Origin of the sequence: Lysinibacillus sp. RS11 (assembly GCF_042019215.1) — a bacterium.
In the GTDB taxonomy this organism is placed as follows: Bacteria; Bacillota; Bacilli; order Bacillales_A; family Planococcaceae; genus Lysinibacillus; species Lysinibacillus xylanilyticus_A.
Genome location: NZ_CP168124.1, coordinates 2,485,905 through 2,509,726 on the forward strand (window position 1 = coordinate 2,485,905; position 23,822 = coordinate 2,509,726).

Here is a 23,822-nt window from a genome sequence, read left to right on the forward strand (position 1 = left end):
ACAATAACAATTTCCACAAAATTCTCTTTTATGTACATTTTTTCTCCACCATTCGAAATTATCATTATTAAACTATTTTAATAATATTATTCTTATAGATAATTACGTTCTCTTTCATACGGATTATTTCTATTAAATCCTTAATATTTCTATGTTATTTCCACATTCCAAAAGAGATTAAAAATTATAAAAACTCAAAATTTAGTATTGCATTATAAGAAACTACCCCATAAAATAAGTGAATATAACGACGACTTAAAAAGAAATATGTCGTTTAAAACAGAAATGTAACACTTTAGGGGGAATAATAATGGCTAACGTTTCTGGGAACAAACATATAGAATCAGTTGATTATCATGCAATTGAAGCTATGGAATCGTTCAACAAGTTCGTGAAAAAGAAGAATACCTTCCTTTTCTCGATTACAGCAGGGTTTTTAATACTTTATATTTTGCTACCAATCCTTGCTTTCCAACCTGTACTACAACAAAAAGTCTTCGGAAATATTACGGGGGTTTGGATTTATTCAGCAGGATTATTCATTATGACAATTGTTCTTTGTACAGTCTATGTGAAAAAAGCTTCTTCATTCGATAAAGCTGCAGCGGCAGTGCTTGCAGAGTATCACGCGAAAGGTGGAAAATAAATGAACTTAGTATCCGTTGGTTTCTTTTTAGCAATCGTTAGTTTAACACTTGTTGTTACATATATCGCAGCAAAGCGTACGTCTTCTGCCGCTGATTTCTATACTGCTGGCGGAGGCCTTAAAGGTTGGCAAAACGGCTTTGCGATCGCTGGTGATTATTTATCCGCTGCCGCATTCCTTGGGGTGTCTGGCGCGATTGCTTTAACTGGTTTTGATGGTTTCTTTTTCTCTGTAGGCTATGTAGTAGCTAACTTAGTGCTTCTTTATGTAATTGCAGAGCCAATGCGTAATTTAGGCCGTTATACTTTAGCTGATATGCTTACATCACGATTCAACGAAAAACGTATTCGTGGTGTTGCTGCGTCAGGAACAATTATCATCGTTATCCTTTATATGATTGCGCAATTAGTAGGTGCAGGTGCCCTTATTAAACTATTATTTGGTATTGAATACTGGATTGCGGTTTTAATCGTAGGTGTTATGATGACTACTTATGTATTATTTGGTGGGATGACAGCTACTTCTTGGGTGCAAATTATTAAAGCTAGTCTTCTATTATTCGGAACAGGTTTATTAGCTGCATTAGTATTAGCTAAATTCGATTTCTCTCTTATGAAAATGTTTGATACGGTTGCTGTGGAACATGGTGAAGAATTCCTTGTACCCGGTATTAAATATACAAGTACAATTGACTCTGTTTCGATGATGATGGCGCTTGTTTTAGGAACATCTGGTTTACCACATATTTTAATGCGCTTCTTTACAGTGAAAGATGCCAAAACTGCTCGTTCTTCTATTTCATGGACAACTTGGATTACAGCTATTTTCTTCTCATTAACTATCTTCTTAGGTTTTGGAGCATTAAACTTTGTAGGATTAGATAAAATTCTTGCTGAAAGTAAGGCAGGTAACACGGCTGCCCCACTTCTTGCCCACTATTTGGGTGGTGATGTGCTAATGGCATTTATCGGTGCAGTAGCGTTCGCAACTATTCTAGCTGTTGTTTCAGGCTTAGTTTTAACAGGTGCTTCTGCCATTTCTCATGATATTTATGGTGAAATTATTAAAGGTGGTAAATTAACGGAAAAGCAACAGGTTGTAGCAGCACGTACTGGCTCTATCTCTATTGCCATTGTTTCTATTATCTTAGCGTTATTTGCGCAAAACTTGAATGTATCGTTTTTAGTATCCTTTGCATTTTGTATTGGCGCTTCTGCAAATTTACCAGTTATTCTTTACACAATTTATTGGAAGAAATTCAATTCAACTGGTGCTATTACAGCAATGGTAACTGGTTTAGTATCATGCTTAGTTTTAGGTGCTATGGGACCGAACGTATGGAGTCCTGTTGAAGGTGCAGCAATCTTTGTTGGTAACCCGATCGTGCCTTTAGCAGTACCAGCAGTCATTACGATTCCACTTGGCTTTATCGCGGGTTACTTAGGCTCTGTTCTATCTTCAAACAAAATACCACAGGAAGAAGCAGATCGCATTTATAAAGAAATTCGCGTTAAAGCAAATACAGGTGTATCTGTTTCTGACGTTTCTCACTAAAAACCATATTATTACAATTATAACTATCGTTTTTCTTATCCATTTAATAAAAATATCCTATTAAAAAACTCGATTTTCGGTCGAGTTTTTTATTTTTTTATTACAAAAAATTTACCAATTAACTTATTGAACAATACTATTCACTTTTAAAAAAAACGAAGAAAAAACAATTCTCACAAAGTAAATAGTGTTTATTTTTTAAGAAAAAATCATTCTTTTTTTCAAAATGCAACCCTATTTTTTGCTTTAAAATCTAGAATTGACCTAACTTGTTTAGTTATCTGAATTTTCTATAACCCTTTAATTTCTAGGCTTTGTTGTATATTTTCTCTTTCAAGACTTTTTTTCTGAAAATTATTTTTTCATAATTTTTCTGAAATGTATTGCAATTTTGTGAACTCTCTCATAAAATGAAGATGTGAATTCACTAAACTAGCATATTTTAGTATTTAAGCAGTAAAAATAAACACAAAATGGGGAATGTTAATGGCGAACAATCAAACAAACAAGGCCGTCGTGATTGACTATGATGCAATTGCACATCAAGAATCATTTAAATCACTTGTACGAAAAAAGAATTCATTTCTTTGGTCAATAACTGTAATTTTTTTAGCAGCTTACATGTTACTTCCAATTCTTACTTCGTACACGACGATCCTACACCAAAAGGCATTTGGGGAAATTACTTGGGTGTGGGTATATTCAGCAGGATTATTCATCATGACTTGGAGTTTATGTCACTTATATGTAGCAAAAGCGAATAACTTTGATAAAGAGGCAAAGGCGATTATCGAAGAATATGAAAACGGAGGTGGCCGCCGATGACTAACGGAATGAGCTTTACAGCGATCTTCTTCTTCGTAGCTATTGTTGGTTTAACATTAGTTATTACATGGTGGGCATCTAAACGCACTTCTTCTGCAAGTGATTTCTACACTGCAGGTGGTGGATTAACAGGCTGGCAAAATGGACTAGCCATTGCTGGTGACTACTTATCAGCAGCTTCTTTCTTAGGGATTGCCGGAGCAGTTGCATTATTTGGATTTGATGGATTCTTCTTCTCTATTGGTTATTTAGTAGCTTACTTAGTGGTATTATACATCGTTGCTGAGCCATTACGTAACCTTGGTAAATTCACATTAGCTGACATGATCACTGCGCGTTTCGACAGCTCTAAAGTTCGTGGTACAGCAGCTTTAAGCACTATTACAATTGTTTTATTCTACATGATTGCACAACTAGTTGGTGCAGGAGCACTTATTCAATTACTTTTAGGAATCGACTATTGGATCGCAGTTTTAATCGTAGGTGTGATGATGACAACTTATGTATTATTCGGCGGTATGACGGCAACATCTTGGGTACAAATTATTAAAGCTTGTCTTTTAATGTTGGGTACTGTCATTATTTCATTCTTAGTATTAAAAGAGTTCGGCTTTAGTATTACGTCAATGTTCAAAGAAATGGGAACTGCTACTGATAGCGGTGCAGCTTATTTGAATCCTGGTCTTAAATACACAAATGGTATTGATACTATTTCAATGTTAGTCGCTTTAGTATTAGGTACAGCTGGTCTTCCACATATCCTAATGCGCTTCTTTACAGTAAAAGATGCGAAAACAGCTCGTTCCTCAGTTATCTGGGCTACTTGGATTGTAGGTATCTTCTATATTCTTACAATCTTCTTAGGCTTCGGTGCAGCTTATTTCGTTGGTAAAGAAGATATTATTGCTGCAAACGCTGCTGGTAACATGGCGGCTCCACTTCTTGCGGAAGCACTTGGTGGCGACATTCTATTCTCATTCGTATGTGCGGTAGCATTTGCAACAATCTTAGCGGTAGTAGCTGGTCTTGTACTTTCTGGCGCATCTGCCCTATCGCATGATATTTATGGTCAAATCATTAAAAAAGGCAAAGTTACAGAAAAAGAGCAAGTACTTGCAGCACGTATTGGTTCTATTACAATCGCTATTGTTTCTATCTTATTAGCACTTGGTGCACAAACATTAAACGTAGCGTTCTTAGTATCACTTGCATTCTGTATTGCTGGTTCAGCTAACCTACCTGTAATCATCTATACAATTTACTGGAAACGCTTTAATACAGCTGGTGCTGTAACGGCAATGTTAACAGGTTTAATCTCTGCATTAGTACTTGTGGCAGTTTCACCAAACATCTGGAATCCAGTTGAAGGAAAAGCCATTTTCGTAGGTGAACCGTTAATTATGTTAACGAACCCAGCTTTAATCTCTGTACCACTTGGTTTCCTTGGAGGTTTCATCGGAACATTACTTTCTAAAGAAACCGATGCCAAAAAATATCGTGAAGTGGAAGTTAAAGCAAACACAGGTATTTCTGTACAGGACGTATCTCACTAATCATATGACAACTGCCTCGTAAGTTATATACTTACGAGGTTTTACTTTTTCTTCCGTATTAGGTACTATATTTACAAAACCAGTTGGAGGTAACGATCATGACACAATCAAAAGCAAAAAAGAAACGCATGCATGTAAAACGGACGAAAGGTAAGGACGTTGAAAAAAATCGTCAGTTCTCTCCTTTCAGCACACATGAACGACTAACAAAAACGAAAAAAGAAAGCATCGACCAAAATTATACAAAGCATAGAAAACCCAACCACTCTGAAGATTATTAGTGGTTGGGTTTTGCTTTAAAAGAGCTATCCTGATGTGGCTGATCATAATGATAAAGTCATCCCTAAATAAATTAATAGCTGAAGAAGGTTCTAGAATTTTAATATGAAATTACTTTTTGCATCTGATCATTAGTTGAGTTAATAAATAGATCCCTTTTTAAACTTTCGCTTAATAGTGAACGTTCCTTTAAACACCTTCGTTACCGTATACAGACTATCGTGAATCTAATATTTTTATCAGCGATGTTTGATGCTTTATCAGCGATTTCTGGCACTTTTATCAGCGATGTTAGAGATTTATCAGCGATTCTAGCACTTTTATCAGCGATGTTGGAGATTTATCAGCGATGCTGGCACTTTTATCAGCGATTCTATTACTTTTAAAAAAACACAGCTACTCTTTAAAAGAGAACAGCTGTGTTTTTTGCTATAAATTATAAAATATTGTCGTATTATTTGTTACGATGTGTGCCGCTTCCCGCGTTGTAATCCCTTTGATAGAAGCAATAACCTCAATAGAATGATCCATCATCCAAGGAGACGTTCGTTTATTGTTAAAAGGGCCTTCAAACGGCCATGGTCCATCGGTTTCTACCATCATCAGCTCAATTGGGTATTTTTTGATAAGCTGTTGAATCTCCGCTTCATACGTACAATCAGGCGTGACAGAAATAAAATACCCATTAGAAATCATCCGTTCAATCACTTTGTCATCGCCTTTAAACCAATGAAAATGTGCTTTCGTTACATGATGCTTTTCCAGCAAATCACAAGCAATAGCCGCATGCTCATAAACAGCATGTAAAACAACTGGTTTATGTAAGTCCTTTGCCAGCATAATAAAACGTTCTAACAATGCCACATAAGGACGATCATCAATAGCCTTCTCTTGTTTCAAATAATAAGGTAACCCGACCTCACCAATCGCAACCATATCTTTAGCATGCTGGCGTATCCAAGTAAATAATGCCTCTTCCTCCTCAGCACTCGGTAACGCTTGTTCAGGATGAAAACCAAATGCAGCCTTGATCTTCGCATAGGTTTTCGACAACCTCAACGTTCTTTCACACGATGGAAGGTTCATACTCACGGCAATCACATAGTCAGCTTCCTCTAGCAAAGCCGGTATAGCACTTTCCTTATACTGCTCTAAATGAATATGCGCATCAATCAACATTTACGTCATCCTTTTCTTCTTTTAAATACATAAATAACTGTTGCTTTAAAGCAGTAAACGTCGCGGAATGGCGAATTTCCTCTGTTCGCGGTCTAGCAAAAGGAACGAGTATCTCATTTTTAACCGTAGCTGGTCGTTTCGTTAAGACAATGATGCGATCGGCTAAAAAAAGCGCTTCCTCGATACTATGCGTCACAAATAGAATTGATTTTCGGTATTCCTCCCATATCGATAAAAGCCACGCCTGCATTTCAAGCCTTGTAAATTCATCAAGTGCAGAGAACGGCTCATCTAGGCATAATATGGGCTTATCACTGATGATGGCACGAATAAATGATACCCGTTGTTGCATACCGCCAGATAGCTCATTTGGATACGCATTTTCAAACGATGCAAGTCCCACTTTCTCTAACCATTCCTTGGCACGTTCAATATTCGGTTTTTGCTGGAGCTCCTCAACAATCGTGACATTTTCTACTATCGTACGCCACGGCAGTAAGCATGGTTGCTGAGGCATATAGCCAATCGTTCCTCTTTTTTGCTGGATATCTGTACCGTTTAATAAGATAGCTCCTTTATCAATAGAAGACACACCACCCATTAGTTGAAAGAGTGTGCTTTTCCCACTCCCTGACGGACCAATAATCGCAACAAATTCCCCATCCTTCACTTCAAACGATAAATTACGAATAACTTGAAGAGAATCAAATGATTTATCAATGTTTTGAATGCTGAGCATGTAATCCTCTCCCCTTCACAACAAGCTTTTCTATTAATCGAATAACACTAAATAATAGTAAACTTAAAAAAACAATGGCAAAAATCGCAACAAATACGCGGTCTGTTCGAAATGAAGACTGTGCCAATGTCATATAGACACCAATCCCCTTTTTCGCCCCTAGCCATTCGGCAATAACAGCTCCCATAACGCTATAGGTCGCCGCAATCTTAATGCCTGAAAAAATCGCTGGATACGCGTACGGCCATTCAAGCTTCCAAAAGGTTTGTGCTTTCGTCGCACCAATCATCTCAAAATAATACTTCAGCTCTGGCGAGGTTTGACGGAAGCCATCCATTGCCGAGATCACAATGGGGAAAAAGCACACGAGACAAATAATAATAAGCTTTGGCAATAAACCAAACCCAAACCAAATGATTAATAACGGTGCTAGGACGAGCACAGGAACATTCTGCGACATAATGAGAATAGGGTAAAATAGCTCCCGAATAAACGTAAAACGATGTAATATCACAGCAACCGTTAGCCCGCACAATATCCCGATGGCAAGACCTAGAATTGCTAATTGAACAGTTGCTAATACATGCGGCAAGAACGTATCATACGATTGAAAGCCTTCTTTCAAAATGGCACTCGGTGCTGGCAATAACCAATGCGGAACGTCTGCAAAACGGACAATTAGTTCCCATATAGATAAGAGGAAGGCGATAAAAATTATCGTCCTTCCTTGTTTTATTGCCGACTTCATCAATGGTATTTCTCCGTTAACTTCTCCATTGTAATACCTGATGGCTGATATAAAATTTTCACTTGTGTAATAACATTGATCGCACCAAGTTCAATCATTTTAACATTCATTTTTTCAATGATTTGTAGCAACGACGATAGCTCACCCTCCATCGTCGTTTCGAGCGGGTGTACTTCATATTTCACTCCTGATGCGTCAATAATAGCAATTGCCGCATCGACATAAGGGATCACATCTTCATATTTTTCAGTTTTCGGGATAATTTGTACGCTTACTAATGAATTCGCCATACTATTTTGTCTCCTTTTTCGGTAAAAAGTCGTTTGTAAATGCTTGTTCTGCGTTAAATTCGCCCTCTAAAACCTTGTTGCTAGCCATCCATTTTGCGTAGTTTTCCCAAACAGTCAGCTTTTGCTCACCCCATTGAGCGGCATCGTCTTGATATTTATCTGCTAGCCATTCCTGACTTTTATGCACAAGCTCTTTATCTAAGTCAGGTACCGCTTCTAATAAAATATCAGCTGCCTCACTTGGATGACTTATCGCATATTCATAGCCCTTTGTAGTAGCAGCGACAAAGGCTTTTACCGTATCTGGATCATCCTTAATCATTTTTTCATTCGTAGCAAGTACAGGCGTATAATAATCAAGTTGATCGCTATAATCTGTTAAATAAAGCATGTTCAGCTTTTCACCACGAAGTTCTGCTTCAATGCCTGTCCATGCATAATAAATCCACGCAAAATCAATATCCTTTTGCATCATTGTGAAGAAATCTAAATCGCCTGCATTAACAATATCTAGCTTATTAATATCCGCATTTTCTGTTTGCATAAGTGATTGCAGGACAGCTTGTTCAACCGGTGCACCCCAACCACCATATGTTTTCCCTTCAAAATCTTTAGGTGACTTAATCCCTTTAGATGCAATTGACGCAAAGCCAGAAGTATTATGTTGAATAATCGCTGCAATTGATACTAAAGGTACACCCTGCACACGTGCCTGTGTAATTCCTTCCTGATAGCTTACACCAAACTGTGCCTTACCAGACGCCACTAGCTGATCAGCACCCGTTTCGCCAGGTAATAAAATCTCAACATCTAAGCCCTGTTCCTTAAAGTAACCAAGTTTCTCTGCTACATATAACCCCGTGTGATTTGTGTTCGGTGTCCAATCTAGCACGACCGATACTTTTTTTAATGCATTCGCATCGTTTTTATCCTTAGTATCTTTTGTCTCCTCTTTTTCGCTACAGCCCACAAGTGTTAAAAGCGCAGCCATTAGGATCAATAACCATTTTTTCATGCTGAATCCTCCTAGAAAGTAATTTGAAAGTGTTCATGAACGAATGTTTTAACCATAAGAAAGCGTATCCATAGTCAGTATGCACCCAAGGTTATCGCGTATAACAAAAACATAAAAAAACGCCTAGGATTCCCCCAGACGTTTTACAATCAGTATCAAAAACTTTCTTTTTTTGAATAGATGTTCCCTACGCTGGTACGAGCCAAATCAGGTTCAAAGGGTCAGCGTCTATCGGACACAATCTCAGCTGGCAACTACCAGCCCCCCTACATTCTTTCCATATGAACTTTTCGTGATTATTATAACCATACCTATCTTTAAAAGACAAGGCTCTATTTCATATTTAATGTAATGTCATTTCAGAAGGCAATGTGAAACACAGCCTTTATTCTATAATAACTTTATATATAAGTGTATACATTTGTGAGTACTCATTCGTTGTATAAGTGTAAGGAGGACCAACAATGAGAAAAGAAAATGAACTGACCTCCTATCTAATCCATTTAGGAGAGGAAGTGTTCAAACTATTACGAATGAAAGGAGCTAATAAAGAAGATGCAGAAGATATCATTCAAAACACCTTTTACAAAGTTTACACACTATTGGATGACCTAACTGAGACTAATCTGCGTCCATGGTTTTTTAGAGTAGCACTCAATCAGTATATTGACTTGAAAAGGAAAAAGGAGCATAAGAACATTTACATCACCAAGGAAATATATTCAAAGCTCCAACACATCGATGATCACTTTGATACGTTGCTAAATAAGGATGAAATTTTCTATTTATTAAAAGACATAAAAAAAGAATATAAAGAAATATTCTTTTTAAAGTATTACTATGATTTTTCATATGAAGAAATTGCTACTTTGTTAGATATTCAAGTAGATAGCGTCAAGCAAAAATTATATCGCGCACGTAAATGCATTCACTCAAAAACAGGAGGTACCTATTAATGGAAACTTCGTTAAATGTCGCTTTAAAAAAAGCTAAGCGAAAACAATTATTAAAAATTATCATCACTTCAATTATTGTAGTACTACTTCTCTGCCCTATCTTTTATAAAACCGGTAACTACTTTGCAGCAAAAAGTTCTAACAGACTGCACGAACAGCTTTTTTTACATAATGCTATTGCTGAACCTAATATACAAATCGACTCTCAAGTAACGAGTAATTCTTCCATGTTTGGTGGAAACATTATCACAAACCGTTCGAAGAATATTAATGGTTATGTCGTTCCATGGAGCACGCTTACAAGTTCATACGGTTGGCTTCGCCTCAATATTGATACGAACGAGTTAGTACCAGGGTTTTATTGGTCTGATACAGAGTACTATGAGTACGATAAACAGACAAAAACTAAATCAGCGACATTTTATCATCCATCCATTCAAAAATACTTTAACGATGTACCAAACGAACTCGGCGAAATTTCGCAACTGGAGAATCACGTTGCAGAAGTTGCCGTTTCTTTCAACAAACCTTATACATTACAAGAAATACAAGAGAAAATTCCTAGCAATTTAAACATCGTATGGTTATATATGACTTCCCGAATTACGGATGAAAGTAATGGACCTGCTGGTTTAGAGGTTTATGGCTTTGATCCAGCCGATTCACCGAAAGAGGCCTACGATGACTTTATTGATACACTTCAAGAATATGATGCGAATAAAAATGACGAAACCATCCAAGAGTTTTTAAATTCAAATAAAGATAAACGGTTTGAAGAAGTGAAAATTTTAGGGGTCATGCTCACTGGCAAAACAAATAATTTTAAAGCCTTAGAGAATCAAGATTTTATCCGTGGTGCTTCAGTAGGCGCCACTGCACCAATCGTTCCTTATATTAAGCCAGAAAAATAAAGTAAAATGACCAGATATCAAAGGTCTGATCGATCCCTAGATTATTCTAAAATAAATCTAGAGTGAAAATTTTACTGTTATAGTATGATAACGTTAAAGTTTTTTTCAGCATTTAGAAGATGATATTGAACTACGGAAAGAGGAAAGTATCTTTTTCTTTTATCTGGCGTCTTATAATGCTAACGTATATGTTATTTCTTTAGGCATGTGATGAAAAAGGGTTAACGGACTTCCCTTCATTTCTTAAAAATATTTTGTACAACATCATCAAACTGACATAGTAGATTTTTTGAGAACAAGTATAAAATAGAGACCTTTCTGATTTTGGGAAAGGTCTCTATTGTTCTCCATAAGTGTCGCAACTTACTATTAACAGGTTCGATACAGGGAGAAAACTTATATTAATTAGCATATTAATCAGTATTTGTTCACCTGTGATTACTTGGTAGAGTAGCTTCTTTTAGAATATTTACTTTCCAAGAAATTATGGTAGTACTATCTCTGACATTATTTTCTTGGATGTTTGTCAACATTGATTTAATGCTTTCTTCATCTTTAGAATGAAAGAAAGCATGATCAATTGTTGTTGGGTTTGAATATGGTTCATTAGGGCATTCAATTAGGCCATCTGTGGTCAGAAATAAGCGGTTTTCCCCTTGTCTCAATTCTTTTATTCCCACACTGTAACAAGGTACCTCTTGTTCAAAAGTATTAACTTGTCCTATCCATTCATAGAATTGTCTTTGATTGATTTGATATTGACCTAGTGCAGATAGTTCTGGGTGAAATACATAAAGGACACAATCCCCAACAGAAAACCACCAAATATATTTATCTTTTCTAACAACAATCAAACAAGCGGTTTCTCCTTTAACATTTCGACAAGTAGATAAGAATTCCTTAGATTGAAACATACTTAATACCTTTTCTTCTACCATCTTAAAAGTTTTTTGAGTTGTCGACATAGACAATAAATGCCTTATTTGAGGTTTTTCATTTTCGAACAATGCTACTACTCTTTCGGCACTCTCGGCTGTGTTATGTGCATCTAAAACAATAACGAATTCCCAATCTTCTCTTTCGTTAAACCATACTAGGCATCCATCTTCGTTCTTATATTGTCCTGCATTCGAATTGCCGCCATATCGACCCACAATTATATGTTCTATATGCTGAATGTTTACTTGATCTACAAAGTTTTCTTGACTTCCAACCCAACTAAAATCTTTGAAGTGATCATTCATATTGATTGTTCTCTAAATATGTTTTAATTCGATTACAAAGTTCAATAACATCATTGTTGTCACCCATAGGTGCATCTTCCCAATCGTAAACTTCCATCGGTCCCCAATGTTCTTTTGGTGTATTAGGATAACGAGCAACTAGGTGCATATGAAGATGCGGAACAGAATTTCCTGAAACAAGTGAGTAAATATGCTCTGCGTTTTCGGCTTCCTTTAGAGCTTTGCTGACTCTAGCCATTATGACACCGAATGCTTTTGCTTCTTCTACTGTCATTTCAGCAAGTGTCGGTACGTGTCTTTTTAGGTCAATCATAATATGACCTAAATAGTTAGGTTTTCCATTTCGATCAATGTGTCCTACATATACATATTCGTCTTCATAAATCATAACTCCAGAAGTTTCAATATTTCCAACGTGTTTATTGCAAATAAAACAGTCATTCATATGAATAATCCCCCTTTTTTTTGGTAGTTATAGAATTATAATATAAAAAACGTTGCATTTGCACAATTTTCTAAATATTTTTCCCTCCATGAAAAAACACCACCAAGTATGGTGATGTTATCTCAAATTAAAATCAATTGGTATTATTTCTCTTCTTTTTTTACTGTTAACACATGTGAAATGGCACCGTCTGTAGCAATATCTACTTTAAAGGAGCCGTTTGAATGACGATCTGCTCGAGTCAATGCTTGAACATCGAGAATCTCTTGCACACCTTTTTCTGTTTCAATTATTACTTGTTCCTCTTCAGTCGCCTTTACAACAGAGACGATACGGTGAGGATTCGCTTTTAATTCTGTTAACACTTTTAAGCCGCGTTTCGCACGACTTGTCATCTCTACTTCAGCTACATTCATTTTCTTCACAGCACCACGTTGCGTCACAATGACAACATATTCAGTGTTATTTGGCTGCAAGATATTGACCCCGATTAAAGCTTCTCCCTCTTTTAGCGTAATCCCTTTAACACCGCCTGTTTTGACGCCTGTTACTGGTAACTCCTCAATTGGGAAGCGAATCGCATAAGCTGTATCTGTCGTTAATAATAATTCCGCTTCATCTGTGACGAAATCCGCAAAAATCATTTCATCTCCTGCTTTGACATTCATCGTTTTAATCGGCTTCGAATAACGAGTTACAGCATAATCTGCTAGAGGTGAGCGTTTAATTTGTCCATCTTTCGTAGCTGTTAAAATATACGTATTGGCTTGTTCGAATGTCTCAAAACCGTATACAGCAAGAATAGATTCGTCTTCGCCAGTCGGCACAATACTTGAAATATGCTGACCAAGATCCTTCCAACGAATATCTGGTAGCTCATGGACAGGCTGATAAATGTAATTCCCTCGATTTGTGAACAGCAGTAAATGATGCTGCGTATTTAAGTTTTCCTCATATAATAAATAATCGGAATCTTTCATCGCAAAATCCTGGCCATTCGATGCTGCGTGTGAGCGTGTAGATGTACGTTTAATATAGCCATCCTTTGTGACTGTAACAACGACTTCCTCACTTGGTACAAGAACATCTAATGTAATTTTGATTTCTTCAATTTCTCGTTCAATTTTCGAACGACGTGGCTCTGTAAAACGTTTTTTAATATCAAGCAATTCTTGTTTAATGACACGTACAAGTTTTGCTTCGCTATTCAGAATGCCTTCAAGCTTGGCGATGAGTTTATTTAACTCATCTTGTTCATGGCGAAGCTCTGTAATATCCGTATTCGTTAAACGGTATAGTTGTAAGCTTACAATTGCCTCTGATTGCACTTCTGTAAAGTCAAACTTCACCTGTAAATTCGTTTTCGCATCTCGTTTATCGTTGGAAGAACGAATCGTTGCAATGACTTCATCTAAAATAGATAGCGCCTTAATTAAGCCATCAACAATATGTGAGCGATCTTTAGCTCTTTGCAAATCATAAATGGAGCGGTTTGTCACGACTTCCTTTTGATGGGCAATATACGCGTCCAGTAACAATGGCAATGTCATCATTGTCGGACGACGATTATGGATAGCAATCATATTAAAATTATAAGCTACTTGTAAGTCAGTTGTTTTGAATAAGTAATTTAAAATACCTTGTCCAGGTACATCTTTTTTCAGCTCAATCACAACGCGTAAGCCTGTACGATCTGATTCATCACGAATTTCCGCAATTCCTTCAAGTCGCTTATCCACACGCTGTTCATCAATTTTCTTCACAAGGTTTGCTTTATTAACATCATACGGCAATTCTGTAATAACGATTTGCTCTTTGCCACCCTTGATTGGTTCAACAGCTGCTTGAGCACGCACAATAATTTTGCCGCGGCCTGTCTCATACGCTTTCTTAATGCCATCGACACCTTGGATGATACCACCTGTTGGGAAATCAGGCCCTTTGATGACGGTCATTAATTCATCAACCGTAGCATTCGGGTTATCCAAGCGCATTAGAACGCCGTCTAGCACTTCATCTAACGCGTGAGGCGGGATATCTGTCGCATAGCCGGCAGAAATACCTGTCGAGCCGTTAACCAGTAAATTAGGGAAACGCGCTGGTAAAACAGTTGGCTCCATATCTTGATCATCAAAGTTCGGCACAAATTCAACGGTTTTCTTGCCAATATCACGTAGCATCTCGGCTGCAATGGCAGAAAGTCTTGCCTCTGTATAACGCATCGCTGCAGGTGGGTCACCATCAACAGAACCATTATTACCATGCATTTCAATGAGCATATGACGTGCCTTCCAATCCTGACTCATACGTACCATCGCTTCGTATACGGAGCTATCACCGTGTGGATGGTAGTTACCAATAACATTACCGACTGTTTTGGCTGATTTACGGAATGGTTTATCATTCGTATTCCCCTCTGTAAACATCGCATATAAAATACGACGTTGTACAGGCTTAAGACCGTCACGTGCATCAGGCAACGCGCGGTCTTGAATAATATATTTACTATAGCGACCAAAGCGGTCACCCATTACTTCTTCTAAAGGTAAATCTTGAAACTTTTCCGTACTACTCATGCTTGGCCCTCCTCTTGTTGGATGAATTCATTGTCTAAAATATTAGAATCATCCTCCATACCGAAGTTGACATTGGCTTCGATCCATTTTCGGCGTGGTTCAACTTTGTCGCCCATTAATGTTGTGACACGTCTTTCAGCACGTGCACCATCTTCAATTGTTACGCGAATTAATGTCCGCGTTTCAGGGTTCATCGTCGTATCCCATAGCTGGTCAGCATTCATCTCTCCAAGACCTTTATAACGCTGTAATATGTAACCCTTTCCAACTTTTTTAATGGCTGTTTGTAAATCACTTTCGGTCCAAGCATATTCAATCACTTCTTTTTTACCAGTACCTTTTGACACTTTATAAAGCGGCGGTAATGCGATAAATACCTTTCCTGCTTCAATTAATGGTCGCATATAACGATAGAAGAACGTTAGTAGCAGCACTTGAATATGCGCTCCATCAGTATCCGCATCGGTCATAATCACGACTTTATCATAGGATGAGTCCTCAACAGAGAAATCTGTTCCAACGCCTGCACCAATGGCATGAATGATCGTTGAAATTTCTTCATTTTTCATAATGTCCTGAAGCTTCGCCTTTTCCGTATTAATAACTTTACCACGCAATGGTAAAATCGCTTGGAACGTACGATCTCGCCCTTGTTTAGCAGAACCTCCTGCAGAATCACCTTCGACTAAATACAGCTCGTTTTTTGCAGCATTTCGAGATTGTGCAGGTGTTAGTTTTCCAGAAAGAATCGTACTGCCTTTTTTGCTTTTCTTGCCATTTCGTGCATCTTCACGCGCTTTACGAGCCGCTTCACGTACTTGTTGCGCACGAATAGCTTTTCGTACAAGCGATGCAGACAATTCAGCGTTTTCTTCAAGTACATATAAAATTTGCTCTGAGACAACACTATCTACCGCCGAACGGGCCTCACTCGTCCCAAGCTTACCCTTTGTTTGGCCCTCGAATTGTAGTAAGTGCTCGGGAATGCGAACAGAAACAATCGCTGCTAAGCCCTCTCGAATGTCTGTCCCTTCAAGATTCTTATCCTTATCTTTTAACAGACCAATTTTTCGTGCATATTCATTAAAAACACGCGTCAACGCTGCTTTGGCACCCGTTTCATGTGTCCCGCCATCTCGCGTACGAACATTGTTAACGAATGAAAGAATTGTTTCTGAATAGCCGTCGTTGTACTGGAAGGCGAACTCTACTTCAATTTCATCTTGAATCCCTTCCACATACTTTACAGGATGAAGTACATCTTTCTCCTCATTCAAATACGCAACGAAAGCTTCAATGCCGTTCTCATAAAAGAAAACATCACCTTTGCCTTCCTCGCGTTCATCGATTAACTCAATTTTTAAGCCTTTTAATAAAAATGCTGACTCGCGTAAACGTTCTGCAAGCGTATCATAATTATATTTTGTCACCGAGAAAATCGTGTCATCCGGTAGAAAATGGACCTGTGTTCCTGTCTGTTTTGTTTGTCCGATTTCTTCAAGTGTCGTCACAGGATGTCCACCGTTTTCAAAACGTTGTCGATACTTTTTACCGTCGCGGTGAATCGTCACTACTAAAAAGGAAGATAAAGCATTAACAACTGAAGAACCTACACCATGTAAGCCACCGCTCGTTTTATAGCCGCCTTGTCCGAATTTACCACCAGCGTGTAGGACGGTAAAGATAATTTCAGGAGTTGGTTTACCCATCTTATGCATCCCAGTGGGCATTCCACGGCCGAAGTCTCGAACGCTAATACTTTGGTCTTTATGAATAGTGACGATGATATGAGAACCAAAGCCAGCCAGTGCTTCATCCACCGCATTATCTACGATTTCATATACAAGGTGATGAAGTCCACGGCCATCTGTAGAACCGATATACATGCCAGGTCGCTTTCGTACCGCTTCTAATCCTTCTAATACTTGAATGGCGTCATCATTATAGACGCTTGGTGACTGTTTATTCGCCAAATATTTCCCCTCCAAAAAACAAACGCATGTTCTATTTATGTTCTCTTCCTAATAATAATAGCATTTCTTGTCAATAGCTAGTGGCAGGTCCAAAAAATTTTTAAAAATCCTTCACAACTTTTACTTTTTTATAGAATCATTTGCCATTATTGCTTCAGCTGTCCAATTTCCTTGACGCAGGCAATAAGTTTTAGTTGCATAAATACTGATGACTAATTGCTAACTGTCAACCGCATAATGGTTTTAATATCTTCATACAGAAGCTTTTCAATACCCACTGTAAAATATTCAGGTATGTTAATAACAATGTACTTCTTCCATTCCGCGAAATTAAAGATAGACTTCTATTCTACCAAAGGAACGGGTGAATGACAAAATTGCCATTTTACCTATATTTTAGACGCTCGGCCTACTGGAAATACTCATGTCAAAAAACCTAACTTATGTTCGAATAAACAGATAGAAATCTTTAAAATACATTTATCTTTTGTATTGAATTCAAGATACACTAGGAAATCTCCTTCATTGCATTGTAGATTAGAGAGAAAAAGTGTAAAATACTTGTTACATATTATTAGTACCAAGTTATAAATGAAAGGAGTCCAGCTATGCTTAATGGACTTATTATTTTATGTGCTTATCTAATCGGCTCTATACCTTCGGGATTATGGATAGGCAAAATTTTTTATAAAACAGATATTCGTGAACATGGTAGTGGGAATTTAGGGGCGACGAATACATTCCGTATTTTAGGAAAAAAAGCAGGAATAGTTGTCACAATTATGGATGTTTTAAAAGGAACAGCTGCAGTATTACTCGTATCTCTTCCTGTTTTTTCTGAAGTATCCATTCACGCATTAATTCTTGGACTTATAGCGGTTGTTGGTCATATGTTCCCTGTCTTTGCGAGTTTCCGCGGAGGGAAAGCTGTGGCAACATCAGCAGGAGTTCTCTTAGGCTATTCATGGCCTCTATTTGTTTTACTATTTATTACTTTTTTCGTTACATTAAAACTAACGAAAATTGTCAGCTTAACTTCTATGATTGCCGCTTTAGTAGCACTAATTTATTCAATCGTTTATTATTTTGTTACAGGTGATATTGCTTTAGGTTTTTTAGTAGCATGTTTATTTAGCTTTATCATTTATCGTCACCGAGCAAATATTGTCCGCATTAAAAATGGGACAGAGCCAAAGGTGAAATGGCTGTAACGAAGAAAGGAGCATTCTATTGAATATTGCACTAACAGATGAAGCCCTACAATGGTTTAAACGAGAGATGGAAGTAGAATCCGGAGATACGATTCGTTTTTATGCAAGATATGGTGGTTCCAGTCCCTTTCACGAAGGCTTTTCACTTGGAATGACTCGTGAAGAACCAATCGAAATTGGTGTTAAGACAGTTTTTGACGATGTCACCTACTACATCGATGAAAAAGATTTATGGTTTTTCAATGATCACAATTTACATGTAGATGTAGATGCTACAATAGATGAATTAAAGTATGATTATCGCAAATAAAGCAGTGTTTCCTTCGTTTATACGAGGGAAATACTGCTTTTCTTTTTCCTATGATTTATGTTTATTCCATCCCATACTTAGTTTATCTCTTCTGAAAGTTGTACATTCTATAGGTAGTGAACGCAAACTTGAGGAGGCAAGAAAAATGTCCATTTCTAAAGTTACGAATACCTCCCAATCAAATTCAAACAATGACCTACTGTATAGCTCATTATCTCAAAATATGAAGGTGATTAAACATACACTTGGGAATAGTAATGATATTATCATACGAGAAATTTCGATTGGTAAAGCTGAAAAAAATACAGTAACAAGTGAAATTACAATTGGTAAAGCTGAAAAACATGCGATGGTGATGATCAGTATTGATGGTTTATCCGATAAAACAACCATTTCTGATTCTGTGATTGATAAACTGATACAAGAAGTTGAAGAAGCTCAAAACCCAGACGTAGAGACTATAAAACAATATGTAAAAGAAACTTGTTTAACAGTCGGCGATGTCAATGAAATTTCGAATTTCTCAACACTTTACAATTCTATTTTGAATGGAGATACAGTCATCTTATTAGATGGTGTTTCGGCAGGCATCGTGACAAGTACAAAAAGCGCAAAAGATAGAGCTATTACTGATCCATCAACTGAATCGGTTATTAGAGGTCCGCGCGAGTCCTTTACAGAAACATTACGTACCAACACCGCCCTCATCCGTCGAAAAATTAAAAGTCCAAATCTTTGGATAAAGTCTCGTGTTATCGGTGAGGTTACTAAAACGGATGTTGCGGTTATGTATTTAAACGGCATTGCCAATGACAAAATAGTAGCAGAGGTTCTTGCGCGATTAGATCGTATTAATATTGACGGAATTTTGGAAGGTGGCTATATCGAAGATTTTATTCAAGATTCTAAATTCACTATATTCCCAACTGTCTATAATTCTGAACGACCTGATGTCATTGCGGGAGAACTATTAGATGGTAAAATTGCTATTTTAGTGGACGGTACACCCTTTGTGTTAATTGTACCTGCTCTTTTTACGTCCTTTTTACACTCTGCTGAAGATTACTATCAGCATTGGATCATTAGTTCTTTAGTACGCATATTAAGATTTTTTGGTATTAGTCTTGCATTAGTGGCACCTTCACTCTATGTGGCCATCACAACTTTCCATCAAGAAATGCTACCAACACCGATGCTCATCAGTATCGCATCTCAACGAGAAGGAGTCCCCTTCCCTGCAGTTGTCGAAGCACTCATGATGGAGCTTGCCTTTGAAATACTACGAGAAGCGGGTCTTCGAATGCCAAGAACTATTGGTCCAGCGGTATCTATTGTAGGAACTTTAGTCATCGGTCAAGCCGCTGTAGAAGCAGGGATTGTCTCAGCTGTAATGGTCATTATTGTAGCATTAACAGCGATTTGTAGTTTCTTGTTCCCTGCTTATGGCTTATCGAATACCATTCGTCTTTTACGTTTCCCATTAATGATATTAGCAGCGATGTTAGGTTTATTCGGCGTGATGTTTGGGATGATGATGATCATTATTCACTTATGTAGCATTCGAACTTTTGGTGTTCCTTATTTAAGTCCATTTGGGCCATTAATCTTAAAGGATCAAAAAGATGCTTTAGTATTGTTTCCTCGTAGAGCCCTATTAACTCGACCTAGTTTAATCAGTCAAAAAAACAATGTTAGAGGGCATAAATTTTTTAGTGTTAAAAAAAGGAATTAACAATGATATACAAGCGAGGAATGGACCATGTCAAAATATAAAACGATATGCTTACTTTTGATGGTTACCTTATTTTTAAGTGGTTGCTGGAGTAAACGTGAACTCAATGAATTAGCAATTGTCTCTGCACTAGGAATAGATAAAGTAGACGATGAATTTGAAGTCACTGTTCAAATTGTGGTTCCTGGTGAAATTTCATCAAAAGCCCCTACTAGCGGTCGATCACCTGTTATTACCAATTACGCAAAGGGCAAAACGATCTTCGAAGCTATTCGAAAAATGACAACATTATCGACTAGGAAGATTTATTTCGCCCATACACAAGTAGTTATTCTTGGAGAAGAATTAGCGAAAGAAGGCATTAGTGAGGCATTAGATTTAATCTCTAGAGATCATGAATTCAGAAATGATTTCAATGTTATTATCGCTCACGAGACAACTGCAAAAGAAGTCTTAAATATATTAACACCTATTGAAAAAGTGCCTGCAAATAAATTGATCAATTCACTTAATACATCTGAAAAAGCTTGGGGTTCAACGATTGCCATTAATATTGATGAATTAGTAAGTACTTTAAGTAGTTCTGAAACAAGTCCAATCCTTTCTGCCATTGAAATAAAAGGAGATGCGACATTAGGAATGGGTGCAACCAATGTTGATAAAGTAAAAACGCCAGTGGTATTAAAGTATGCCGGATTAGCAGTATTCAAAAAAGATAAATACATTGGGCTTTTAACAGAAGAAGAAAGTAAAAGCGTAAGTTTTTTAAGTGACAAAATAAAAAGTACGATTGAAATTATTGCTTGTCCTAAGGGAGGTACATTAGCAACAGAAATTACAAAATCCAAGACAAAAATAAAGGGAAAGTTTGAAAAAGGTACGCCAAAAATTAATGTTCATATAGATGTTGAGCAAAATGTCGGAGAAGTTGAATGTACTATTAACCTTACTTCCCAAAAATCCATTGATTACGTAAATAAAAAAACTGAAGAACTTATCAAAAAACAAATCGAAAAATCCATCAGTACAATTCAGCAAACTTATCGATCCGATATTTTGGGATTTGGTGAGGAATTACATCGTACAGACCCAAAAAAATGGAAAAAAATCAAAAATGATTGGCCAACCATGTTCCAAGATCTAGCGGTTAACGTTGAAGTACATGTCAAAACAAAAGGACTAGGAACAATGCAAAATTCAATATTGAACAAAAAAAAGAAGGAATAAGCTATGTTAATAACAATTCTCATACTCATTATTTCAATTGTTATTGCCTTTGCTTTTATTCCTAAACTTCAAAAAAATAACGAAACGAAAACGCTTGTTATTTTTTCGATTTTTTTATTCATCGGTACTGCATTAAATATTGGCGTTGCTTTAAATCTCAAAATTCCAAGCCCAACAGACTTGATTACCTTTATCTTTACTCCAATTAGAGAGTTCATCGTTTCACTATCAAAATAAATGAAGTAACTTTAAAAAGAAGGGGTAGTTCATGATGGAAAAAGAAATCATTAGTTCAAGACAATTTACAATCATTACCCTTCTTTTTACAGTTGGTACAGCCATATTAATTATCCCTTCAAGTGTAACAAGTGCAGCAAAGCAAGATGCATGGATCGCAACAATCATCGGTGTCGGTTTAAGTTTTCTCTTAGTGAAGCTACTTGTTACTTTAGGAAATCAGACTCCCACACTTACATTTACAGAGGCGAATGAAAAAATACTAGGTCGTTTTTTTGGAAAACTGACCGCAATTGGCTTTATCCTTCTTAGCTTTTTTGCTGCAGGCGAATTATTATATTTTATTGGGACTTTTATGTCTACAGAAGTGATGCCAGAGACGCCTTCTATGGCTTTTTCATTGCTATTTGGCATTATCATCATTTATGCTGCATACCAAGGAATCGAAGTCTTTGCGCGTTTAGCAGAAATACTTTTTCCGGTGTTTATCTTGGTTTTTATAATTTTTGTAGTTTGTATATCACCATTAATCAATTTTGAAAATGTACAGCCCATTTTGGAAACTTCAAAAAAATCATTATTTATAAGTGTTATTCGATTTATGAGTATTTGTTCATTCCCCCTTGTCGTGCTATTAATACTGTTCCCTTCCGCTGTCAATGTTCATAAATCAGCACAAAAAGGATTTTATATTGGCACAGCTATTGGAGGCATTGTTTTAATTATCATCGTCACACTATGTATCCTTGTCCTAGGTCCAGAACTTACCTCTAATCGGACATTTCCTAGCTATGCATTAGCGCAAAGAGTTTCAATTGGGAATTTTTTACAGCGTGTTGAAGTGATTATGGCAGCCATGTGGATCTTATCTATTTTTATTAAAACGTTTATGTATTTTTATGCCTCCGTTATCGGCATAGCGCAAATATGTGAAATCAAAGATCATCGTCCGCTCATTGTGCCAATCGGAATGACTATTATTGGCCTTTCGCAAATTATTCATCCTAATATCGTTCATTCAAATATTTATAATAAAGAAATTTTTCCTTTGTTTTCTGGTACTATTGCAATTTTGTTACCGATTATTCTACTAATCGCCGCGAAAATTCGCAATATTAATGGTAGTCAAGGGAATGAAAATGTTACAAACTGTAATTGTTGTCCACAGAATGCAAGTGGTAGTAATAACGGTAATACTTCTAATAACGCTAGTAATAACAACTGCCAAAATGCTGTACAGAATGGAAGTAATTGCAATTGCGGTAATGCTTCTAATAATGCTAGCAATAGCAACAGCCAAAATACTTCTACTAATGCAAGCAATAGCAACAGCCAAAATGCTTCTAATAACGCAAGCAATAGCAACAGCCAAAATGCTTCTACTAATGCAAACAATAACAACAGCCAAAATGCTTCTACTAATGCAAACAATAACAACAGCCAAAATGCTTCTACTAATGCAAACAATAGCAACAGCCAAAATGCTTCTAATAACGCAAGCAATAGCAACAGCCAAAATGCTGTACAGAATGGAAGTAATTGCAATTGCGGTAATGCTTCTAATAATGCAAGTGATAACAATAGTCTAAATTCTACTGCTAATGCGAGTAATCATAACAATCAAAATGCCACTACTAATGCTAGTAATAAGAACAGCCAAAATTCTACTACTAATGCTAGTAATTACAACAGCCAAAATGCTTCTAATAATGCTAGTAATAGTAACAGTCAAAATGCGACTACTAATGCAAGTAATAACAACAGCCAAAATACTTCTACTAACGCAAGCAATAGCAACAGCCAAAATGCTTCTAATAACGCAAGCAATAGCAACAACCAAAATGCTGTACAGAATGGAAGTAATTGCAATTGCGGTAATGCTTCTAATAACACAAGCAATAGCAACAGCCAAAATGCTTCTAATAACGCAAGTAATAGCAACAGCCAAAATGCTGTACAGAATGGAAGTAATTGCAATTGCGGTAATGTTTCTAATAACGCTAGCAATAGCAACAGCCAAAATGCTTCTACTAATGCTAGTAATAGTAACAGCCAAAATACTGCAAAGAACAAAAGTAATACAAACAGTCTAAATGATTCAATCAATGAAAATCCGTCAGAAAATTAACAACATATTAGAATAAAAAAAGATGACCATGAAATGATCAAGGT

General features: G+C 36.9%; 22 protein-coding genes and 1 riboswitch. Of the genes, 13 read left to right on the top strand and 9 right to left on the bottom strand.

Annotation, left to right across the window (positions count from 1 at the left end):
• The first annotated feature begins 310 nt into the window (after window positions 1-310).
• The 5 genes from AB9L17_RS12650 (at window position 311) to AB9L17_RS12670 (ending at window position 4,859) form a co-directional block, all read left to right on the top strand.
• Complete coding sequence (locus AB9L17_RS12650) at window positions 311-646, top strand: DUF485 domain-containing protein (protein WP_068984300.1); 336 nt, start codon at window positions 311-313, stop codon at window positions 644-646.
• A complete protein-coding gene (locus tag AB9L17_RS12655; RefSeq protein WP_068984301.1) occupies window positions 647-2,200 on the top strand; it encodes a solute symporter family protein in 1,554 nt (517 codons plus the stop codon). It begins immediately after the preceding gene.
• 486 nt (window positions 2,201-2,686) lie between these two features.
• A complete protein-coding gene (locus AB9L17_RS12660) occupies window positions 2,687-3,025 on the top strand; it encodes a DUF485 domain-containing protein (protein ID WP_068984302.1) in 339 nt (112 codons plus the stop codon).
• Between the two features lie 8 nt (window positions 3,026-3,033).
• Complete coding sequence (locus AB9L17_RS12665) at window positions 3,034-4,578, top strand: solute symporter family protein (protein ID WP_068984483.1); 1,545 nt, start codon at window positions 3,034-3,036, stop codon at window positions 4,576-4,578.
• A 98-nt stretch (window positions 4,579-4,676) separates the two neighbouring features.
• On the top strand, window positions 4,677-4,859 hold the full coding sequence (locus AB9L17_RS12670; protein ID WP_068984303.1) for a hypothetical protein: 183 nt from the start codon (window positions 4,677-4,679) through the stop codon (window positions 4,857-4,859).
• 427 nt (window positions 4,860-5,286) lie between these two features.
• On the opposite strand, the gene AB9L17_RS12675 is transcribed toward AB9L17_RS12670, so the two are convergent.
• The 5 genes from AB9L17_RS12675 to AB9L17_RS12695 are packed head-to-tail and all read right to left on the bottom strand — an operon-like array spanning window position 5,287 to window position 8,828.
• Window positions 5,287-6,036, bottom strand: a complete 750-nt coding sequence (locus AB9L17_RS12675) for a TatD family hydrolase (protein ID WP_223554125.1) — start codon at window positions 6,034-6,036, stop codon at window positions 5,287-5,289.
• Window positions 6,026-6,775 carry an ABC transporter ATP-binding protein gene (locus AB9L17_RS12680; RefSeq protein WP_223554127.1) on the bottom strand — a complete coding sequence of 250 codons (750 nt, stop codon included), beginning with the start codon at window positions 6,773-6,775 and terminating at the stop codon, window positions 6,026-6,028. Before AB9L17_RS12680 ends, AB9L17_RS12675 begins: the two co-directional genes overlap by 11 nt.
• On the bottom strand, window positions 6,753-7,523 hold the full coding sequence (locus AB9L17_RS12685) for an ABC transporter permease (RefSeq protein ID WP_375200791.1): 771 nt from the start codon (window positions 7,521-7,523) through the stop codon (window positions 6,753-6,755). The genes AB9L17_RS12680 and AB9L17_RS12685 overlap by 23 nt, the downstream gene beginning before the upstream one ends.
• Complete coding sequence (locus tag AB9L17_RS12690) at window positions 7,523-7,813, bottom strand: thiamine-binding protein (RefSeq protein ID WP_068984307.1); 291 nt, start codon at window positions 7,811-7,813, stop codon at window positions 7,523-7,525. Before AB9L17_RS12690 ends, AB9L17_RS12685 begins: the two co-directional genes overlap by 1 nt.
• A gap of 1 nt (window position 7,814) precedes the next feature.
• Complete coding sequence (locus AB9L17_RS12695) at window positions 7,815-8,828, bottom strand: ABC transporter substrate-binding protein (protein ID WP_223554129.1); 1,014 nt, start codon at window positions 8,826-8,828, stop codon at window positions 7,815-7,817.
• A 167-nt stretch (window positions 8,829-8,995) separates the two neighbouring features.
• Window positions 8,996-9,106: riboswitch (TPP riboswitch) on the bottom strand.
• A gap of 186 nt (window positions 9,107-9,292) precedes the next feature.
• On the opposite strand from AB9L17_RS12695, the gene AB9L17_RS12700 reads away from it, so the two are divergent.
• Window positions 9,293-9,784 carry an RNA polymerase sigma factor gene (locus AB9L17_RS12700; protein ID WP_375199185.1) on the top strand — a complete coding sequence of 164 codons (492 nt, stop codon included), beginning with the start codon at window positions 9,293-9,295 and terminating at the stop codon, window positions 9,782-9,784.
• Window positions 9,784-10,695: a sigma factor regulator N-terminal domain-containing protein gene (locus AB9L17_RS12705; protein WP_223554133.1), complete on the top strand. Its 912-nt coding sequence runs from the start codon at window positions 9,784-9,786 to the stop codon at window positions 10,693-10,695. The genes AB9L17_RS12700 and AB9L17_RS12705 overlap by 1 nt, the downstream gene beginning before the upstream one ends.
• Before the next feature lie 428 nt (window positions 10,696-11,123).
• Here the strand turns inward: AB9L17_RS12705 and AB9L17_RS12710 are convergent, their stop codons facing one another.
• The 4 genes from AB9L17_RS12710 to parE form a co-directional block, all read right to left on the bottom strand.
• Window positions 11,124-11,939, bottom strand: coding sequence for a protein phosphatase 2C domain-containing protein (locus AB9L17_RS12710; RefSeq protein WP_223554135.1), 816 nt, complete (start codon window positions 11,937-11,939; stop codon window positions 11,124-11,126).
• Entirely contained in the window at window positions 11,932-12,384 is a 453-nt protein-coding gene (locus tag AB9L17_RS12715; RefSeq protein ID WP_368634865.1) for an HIT family protein, read from the bottom strand. The genes AB9L17_RS12710 and AB9L17_RS12715 overlap by 8 nt, the downstream gene beginning before the upstream one ends.
• Before the next feature lie 143 nt (window positions 12,385-12,527).
• Window positions 12,528-14,960: a DNA topoisomerase IV subunit A gene (gene parC, locus AB9L17_RS12720; RefSeq protein ID WP_375199186.1), complete on the bottom strand. Its 2,433-nt coding sequence runs from the start codon at window positions 14,958-14,960 to the stop codon at window positions 12,528-12,530.
• Window positions 14,957-16,933, bottom strand: a complete 1,977-nt coding sequence (parE, locus tag AB9L17_RS12725) for a DNA topoisomerase IV subunit B (protein ID WP_068984313.1) — start codon at window positions 16,931-16,933, stop codon at window positions 14,957-14,959. Before parE ends, parC begins: the two co-directional genes overlap by 4 nt.
• Window positions 16,934-17,541: 608 nt before the next feature.
• Between parE and plsY the strand changes: the two genes are divergently transcribed.
• The 6 genes from plsY (at window position 17,542) to AB9L17_RS12755 (ending at window position 23,778) form a co-directional block, all read left to right on the top strand.
• Window positions 17,542-18,144: a glycerol-3-phosphate 1-O-acyltransferase PlsY gene (gene plsY, locus AB9L17_RS12730; RefSeq protein ID WP_068984314.1), complete on the top strand. Its 603-nt coding sequence runs from the start codon at window positions 17,542-17,544 to the stop codon at window positions 18,142-18,144.
• Window positions 18,145-18,163: 19 nt separating this feature from the next.
• Window positions 18,164-18,454 carry a HesB/YadR/YfhF family protein gene (locus AB9L17_RS12735; RefSeq protein WP_068984315.1) on the top strand — a complete coding sequence of 97 codons (291 nt, stop codon included), beginning with the start codon at window positions 18,164-18,166 and terminating at the stop codon, window positions 18,452-18,454.
• Window positions 18,455-18,599: 145 nt separating this feature from the next.
• Window positions 18,600-20,186 (top strand): spore germination protein, encoded by a 1,587-nt coding sequence (locus AB9L17_RS12740; protein WP_068984316.1) that lies wholly within the window; start codon window positions 18,600-18,602, stop codon window positions 20,184-20,186.
• 27 nt (window positions 20,187-20,213) lie between these two features.
• Window positions 20,214-21,413, top strand: a complete 1,200-nt coding sequence (locus AB9L17_RS12745) for a Ger(x)C family spore germination protein (RefSeq protein ID WP_375199187.1) — start codon at window positions 20,214-20,216, stop codon at window positions 21,411-21,413.
• A gap of 3 nt (window positions 21,414-21,416) precedes the next feature.
• Entirely contained in the window at window positions 21,417-21,650 is a 234-nt protein-coding gene (locus AB9L17_RS12750; RefSeq protein ID WP_375199188.1) for a hypothetical protein, read from the top strand.
• A 31-nt stretch (window positions 21,651-21,681) separates the two neighbouring features.
• A complete protein-coding gene (locus tag AB9L17_RS12755) occupies window positions 21,682-23,778 on the top strand; it encodes an endospore germination permease (protein WP_375199189.1) in 2,097 nt (698 codons plus the stop codon).
• Window positions 23,779-23,822 lie beyond the last annotated feature (44 nt).

Bases quoted from the DNA above. Each gene is read 5' to 3' on its own strand.
- AB9L17_RS12650 (WP_068984300.1), top strand. From the start codon at position 311: ATGGCTAACGTTTCTGGGAACAAACATATAGAATCAGTTGATTATCAT.
- AB9L17_RS12655 (WP_068984301.1), top strand. From the start codon at position 647: ATGAACTTAGTATCCGTTGGTTTCTTTTTAGCAATCGTTAGTTTAACA.
- AB9L17_RS12660 (WP_068984302.1), top strand. From the start codon at position 2,687: ATGGCGAACAATCAAACAAACAAGGCCGTCGTGATTGACTATGATGCA.
- AB9L17_RS12665 (WP_068984483.1), top strand. From the start codon at position 3,034: ATGAGCTTTACAGCGATCTTCTTCTTCGTAGCTATTGTTGGTTTAACA.
- AB9L17_RS12670 (WP_068984303.1), top strand. From the start codon at position 4,677: ATGACACAATCAAAAGCAAAAAAGAAACGCATGCATGTAAAACGGACG.
- AB9L17_RS12675 (WP_223554125.1), bottom strand. From the start codon at position 6,036: ATGTTGATTGATGCGCATATTCATTTAGAGCAGTATAAGGAAAGTGCT.
- AB9L17_RS12680 (WP_223554127.1), bottom strand. From the start codon at position 6,775: ATGCTCAGCATTCAAAACATTGATAAATCATTTGATTCTCTTCAAGTT.
- AB9L17_RS12685 (WP_375200791.1), bottom strand. From the start codon at position 7,523: ATGAAGTCGGCAATAAAACAAGGAAGGACGATAATTTTTATCGCCTTC.
- AB9L17_RS12690 (WP_068984307.1), bottom strand. From the start codon at position 7,813: ATGGCGAATTCATTAGTAAGCGTACAAATTATCCCGAAAACTGAAAAA.
- AB9L17_RS12695 (WP_223554129.1), bottom strand. From the start codon at position 8,828: ATGAAAAAATGGTTATTGATCCTAATGGCTGCGCTTTTAACACTTGTG.
- AB9L17_RS12700 (WP_375199185.1), top strand. From the start codon at position 9,293: ATGAGAAAAGAAAATGAACTGACCTCCTATCTAATCCATTTAGGAGAG.
- AB9L17_RS12705 (WP_223554133.1), top strand. From the start codon at position 9,784: ATGGAAACTTCGTTAAATGTCGCTTTAAAAAAAGCTAAGCGAAAACAA.
- AB9L17_RS12710 (WP_223554135.1), bottom strand. From the start codon at position 11,939: ATGAATGATCACTTCAAAGATTTTAGTTGGGTTGGAAGTCAAGAAAAC.
- AB9L17_RS12715 (WP_368634865.1), bottom strand. From the start codon at position 12,384: ATGAATGACTGTTTTATTTGCAATAAACACGTTGGAAATATTGAAACT.
- parC (WP_375199186.1), bottom strand. From the start codon at position 14,960: ATGAGTAGTACGGAAAAGTTTCAAGATTTACCTTTAGAAGAAGTAATG.
- plsY (WP_068984314.1), top strand. From the start codon at position 17,542: ATGCTTAATGGACTTATTATTTTATGTGCTTATCTAATCGGCTCTATA.
- AB9L17_RS12740 (WP_068984316.1), top strand. From the start codon at position 18,600: ATGTCCATTTCTAAAGTTACGAATACCTCCCAATCAAATTCAAACAAT.
- AB9L17_RS12745 (WP_375199187.1), top strand. From the start codon at position 20,214: ATGTCAAAATATAAAACGATATGCTTACTTTTGATGGTTACCTTATTT.
- AB9L17_RS12750 (WP_375199188.1), top strand. From the start codon at position 21,417: ATGTTAATAACAATTCTCATACTCATTATTTCAATTGTTATTGCCTTT.
- AB9L17_RS12755 (WP_375199189.1), top strand. From the start codon at position 21,682: ATGATGGAAAAAGAAATCATTAGTTCAAGACAATTTACAATCATTACC.